Source organism: Azospirillum sp. B4 (assembly GCF_000333275.1).
Lineage (GTDB): Bacteria > Pseudomonadota > Alphaproteobacteria > Azospirillales > Azospirillaceae > Nitrospirillum.
Genome location: NZ_BACU01000435.1, coordinates 1 through 4,016, shown reverse-complemented (window position 1 = coordinate 4,016; position 4,016 = coordinate 1). Strand labels below are relative to the sequence as shown.

The 4,016-nt window shown below is 64.8% G+C and carries 4 protein-coding genes; 3 read left to right on the top strand and 1 reads right to left on the bottom strand.

Annotation, left to right across the window (positions count from 1 at the left end):
* Positions 1-40 precede the first annotated feature (40 nt).
* On the bottom strand, positions 41-781 hold the full coding sequence (locus I55_RS19065) for a TonB-dependent receptor (protein ID WP_044562166.1): 741 nt from the start codon (positions 779-781) through the stop codon (positions 41-43).
* A 608-nt stretch (positions 782-1,389) separates the two neighbouring features.
* Between I55_RS19065 and I55_RS19060 the strand changes: the two genes are divergently transcribed.
* From I55_RS19060 to I55_RS19050, 3 genes are read left to right on the top strand one after another with little or no spacing between them, the layout of a single operon-like run.
* Positions 1,390-1,644 (top strand): hypothetical protein, encoded by a 255-nt coding sequence (locus I55_RS19060; protein WP_049974277.1) that lies wholly within the window; start codon positions 1,390-1,392, stop codon positions 1,642-1,644.
* On the top strand, positions 1,641-2,792 hold the full coding sequence (locus I55_RS19055) for a class I SAM-dependent methyltransferase (protein ID WP_044562165.1): 1,152 nt from the start codon (positions 1,641-1,643) through the stop codon (positions 2,790-2,792). The genes I55_RS19060 and I55_RS19055 overlap by 4 nt, the downstream gene beginning before the upstream one ends.
* A gap of 5 nt (positions 2,793-2,797) precedes the next feature.
* Complete coding sequence (locus I55_RS19050; protein WP_159107239.1) at positions 2,798-3,763, top strand: alpha/beta fold hydrolase; 966 nt, start codon at positions 2,798-2,800, stop codon at positions 3,761-3,763.
* Positions 3,764-4,016: the final 253 nt, after the last annotated feature.

The window sequence follows — 4,016 nt, the reverse complement described above, 5'->3', positions numbered from 1 at the left end:
CAGCAGGCCATGCGGCCCGGACCGTCATCATCGTGTGAGATCAGGCCGAACGCTTGATCGACAGGTTCTCCGTCGGCTTCACGGTCAACAAGGCGTTGCCGCTGTGGGAGGACTGGTCGCCCAGGGTCTGGCTGGGATCAGCCGCGTTCTTATAGGAACCATCCTTGGAGTAGTGGTCCGCGCCAATGCGGAAGCCGACCTTGTTGTCGACGATCGGCCCGTCGACCTCCGCCTGCAGACGGCGATTGTTGTGGGTGCCGACCATGGCGGTGACGCTGCCGCCGTAGTCGTTGCCTGGCTGCTTGTTCACCACGTTCAGCGCGCCGGCGAAGGCGTTGCGCCCGAAATAAGCCGACTGGGGCCCGCGCAGCAGCTCAACACGTTCCGGATTGGACACGCTCATCACCGCGGTGGGGGAAGAGACGGGCACGCCATCGATGAAGGTGGCCACCGGGGTTGAATCGGTCGTGGCGGGCGTGAAGCCGCGCAGGATGATCTGCTGGAAGGACCGGTCGGAGCGGCCGGAGCTGTTGTTGTTGATGTTCAGGCCAGCGGTCTGATCCGCGAGATTGTTGATCGAGACGATGCCTTTCTGATCAATCTCGGCGCCGGTTATGGCGGCGACGGACACCGGGGTCTTCAGAATGTCTTCCTCGCGCTTGCGCGCGGTGACCACGATCTCCTCCAACTCGTTCGACTCTTCCTTCTTGTCCTTGCCGCTGGGCGCGTCGGCCGCCATGGCCGACGTGGCGGCGACCATGATACCAATGGTCGCGACCAAGGAAAGTCGATAGGCCCCCTGTTTTTTCTTTATGTTAAAAGCACTCATGCTTATCTCCCGCATTTTTGCCCATAATTTATTATGGACTTTTGGCTTCCCTGGACTTTTGTTCTGCTGATGTCAGAAATTCAGACAAAAATGCTCATTTCATTCCTTCTTCCCAAGGAATGATCTAAAGCATCTGAATTCTGGCGCTGAACGATTGCCGGTCTTGGCTAGTACCGCAAGAAAACCTGCGCGGCTGTCCATTAGGTGGAAATGGACAGGGACAAGCACCACAGGGGTACTTCATTTCAATGATGGGGCCTGAATGGCGAACGGCTGGAAGAGGACTAGGCGATAACTGGACGATAACGGGACGGCTGCCGCGCCCCTATCCATCTGGTGGACAAACCGTTGGAACGCGACGCCGGGCGTAGCCGTATACGACAAAATCAACGCGTCATCTGGCACCATTTGACCAAGCAGTGGCGCACCCCCCCATATCGGGGTGGAAGGCAGGCCACCAATAATATGGTGAGGTTCACGTGAAAAGCAGGCTTCCGCGCACACCCAACCGGCTCGACCCCATTCCGGGCCGAAGCAGTCTTGATGAGCAGACGCTGGCGATGATCGTATCGTTGGCGTCGGAGGTGACCGTCCTGCGCGCACGGCTGGACACGTGTGAACGCCTGCTCGTGGCCGCCAAGGTCCTTGCGCCCGGCGCCATCGACACCTTCTCACCAGATGAGGCGGCTCAGGCGGAACGCGATGGCATGCGCCAGCACACCCTTAACAAGGTGTTCCGTCCCCTGCAGGAGGCGGCGTTGGCCGACCTGGCCGCCGCTTCCCGTCCAACCGTCGCCACGGAGATCCAGGTATGAGCGGCATCGCTGAATCCCGCGCCGCCCTGGCGCATCCCATGATCGCGGTCCCCACGCATGACGAGCTGGTGGAACAGCTCTTCGTCCGCGACCTGAAGCTGTTCGTCGGCCAGACGCTCGAACCGGCGCAGCAGAAGATCGCCGCGCAGATCGTGCCTGAGGTCGCGGCCAGCGGCAGCAACAGCCCGGTGGACGACCTGCGCCACCGCATGCAGTCCTTCGAAAGCTTCACGACCTGGCTCAGCCTGAAGCGTGAATCCCAGCGCCAGCTGTGGGCCGCGGTGGAGGACTGCGTGGAGCGGCAGGCCGATCAGCTGGAGGCCCTGGCCGCGGTGGACGCGCCCAAGGGCACCGTAACGCTGGATGCGGACTTCGCGGCGCCCGACTACATCACCCGCGGCGACATCCATCTGATGCCGGGCGGCAACGCGCACGATGATGGTTCCGTTCTGCAGGGCGCGGTGATGGACCGGGGCGGCGCGGTCTACATGCTGGGCCGCAACGGCGGCATGCTGAACGACCTGCGCGGCCATACAGCCATGGCCCACCTGCTGACGGTTGCGCCCGACATCCGCCCCGCCCGCATCCTGGACATGGGCTGCGGCATCGGCACCAGCACGGTGCCGGCGGCGGTCTGCTTCCCCGAGGCGGAGGTGCACGGCATCGACGTCGGCGCCTCCATGCTGCGCTATGCCCACGCGCGGGCCGAACACCTGGGCGCCGCCGTGCACTTCTCCCAGCAAAGCGCGGAACGGACCTCCTTCCCCGACGCCTCCTTCGACGTCGTCTACAGCTGCGTCGTCCTGCACGAAACCTCACCGGAGGCGGCCGTCAACATCCTGGCGGAAAGCCGCCGTCTGTTGCGGCCGGGCGGGATCGCCATCCATCTGGAGGTGCCGTTGTTGCACACCCTGGGCGACCTGTGGCAGGAGCTGTCGTCGGAGCTGGAGGCCCAGTTCAACAATGAACCCAACTGGCGCGGCGCCCTGACCGCCGACTATGGCCAGCTGATGCGCGCCGCCGGCTTCGCCGACATTCGCGTGGGTTACCAGGCCACCGCCTTCAATGGCCGCACAGCGCCCCGGAAATTCGGCGAGGCATCGGAGGGGGTCTTCCGCTCCTGGTTCGTCACCTCCGGTAGGGCATGACGGCGATGGCGAAGAGAATCAAGGCGATGGCGGGCGCAGCCCTGCTGCTGGTGGCGGCATGGCTGGGCACCCCCAGCCACGCGGCGGAGGCGACGCCGCCGCAACGACTGTCCCTGGCGGAGTTGCGCCAGCGGCTGGGCGCGCCGGGCGACCACTACGCCGACCTGGGCGGTGTCGAGGTGCGCTACCGGGACGAAGGCAAGGGCCCCGCGCTGCTGTTGCTGCATGGTTCTAACGGCACGCTCAACGCCTGGGATGGCGTGGTGGCGCGGCTGAAGGACCACTATCGCATCATCCGTTTCGATCAGCCGCCGGGGGGCCTGTCGGGACCGGTCAGCGAGGACGCGGCCCGCACTGTCGGCACGCCCGAGGCGCTGGTCGCGCGGCTGCTGGACAAGGTGGGCGTGGACAAGGCCGCCGTGTTCGGCACCTCCAGCGGCGGCACGCTGGCCTACTACTTCGCCGGCACCTATCCCCAGCGGGTGACCGCCCTGATCCTGGCCAACACCCCGGCGGATTCCGTGGCCGAGGCCAAGATCCAGACCACGCCGGCGCTGGATGTGGAAATCGCCCGCGCCAAGAAGATCGGCTACCGCGACCTGCAGTACTGGCAGGTTTACATGTCCTACCTGTGGGGTGAGCCCAAGCGCCTGACGCGGGAAATGGTGGAATATTCCTACACCACCGGCCTGCGGGCACCCGAGCCCAACCCCTATGCCCTGTATGCGCTGACCGCCAACAAGCAGCTGACCATGGACCACCTGAGCGCCGTGAAGGCGCCGGTCCTGATCCTGTGGGGCCGGCGCGATCCCGTGCTGACGCCCCCGGCGGAAGCCGCCCTCTACGACTATCTGGCTGGTGCTGAAAGCCGGTCGGTGGTCTGGCTGGACACCGCCGGCCACTTCCCCGCGCAGGAGGTGCCTGAGCGTGTGGCCGATCTTGTCGATGCGTACCTCAAGCGGGACCAGTGACCCGCCATTCGGCACCGTGTGTGAAAATAAGAAATAGCCTTGCGACCACAATAAGTTATCGTGAGAGACAAAAGGACAGGGCGACGTGAGATTTGGCAGGATTGGGGTGGTGGCCGGCGTGTGCGTCGGGGTGCCGCTGGCGTTGTTCATCGCGTGGTTCGTTCCGGCCAGGCTGGGCTGGCTGGCCACCGACCGTGGGGCCGCGGTGGCACGGTACGCGCAGGCGCCGTCCCGGTTCATCACCGTGGACAAT